A 241-nucleotide genomic window follows, 5' to 3' on the forward strand; every position below is an offset into this window, starting at 1 on the left:
TTGGTAACGCGCTTGGGACATTGAGCTGATGGTGGACAGAGATATTGTTGTTTCCTGATTTTCAAGACAGCTGGTTTTCCGGCCAGTGAAAGGATCTTGATCGTTACTGGCTTCTTGCGGAAACCGTTACGACGCATCAGCTGGCCGCAAAGCGGACAGTGCACTGGATAAGATTGAATCAAATGAATGATCTTTAGTTCTTTATCCTCAGTTAAAAATGGTTTGTCAGGTTTTAAGTGAG

At 44.0% G+C, this 241-nt stretch carries 1 protein-coding gene; it reads right to left on the reverse strand.

Translation table 11 applies throughout. The annotated features are described in order from the left end of the window. The coding region (locus QOS10_RS09650) for a transposase family protein (protein ID WP_283595218.1) at positions 1 to 164 on the reverse strand (164 nt) is incomplete at its 3' end. Between the last annotated feature and the right edge of the window lie 77 nt (positions 165 to 241).

Source organism: Limosilactobacillus galli (genome assembly GCF_947381495.1).
GTDB lineage: Bacteria > Bacillota > Bacilli > Lactobacillales > Lactobacillaceae > Limosilactobacillus > Limosilactobacillus galli.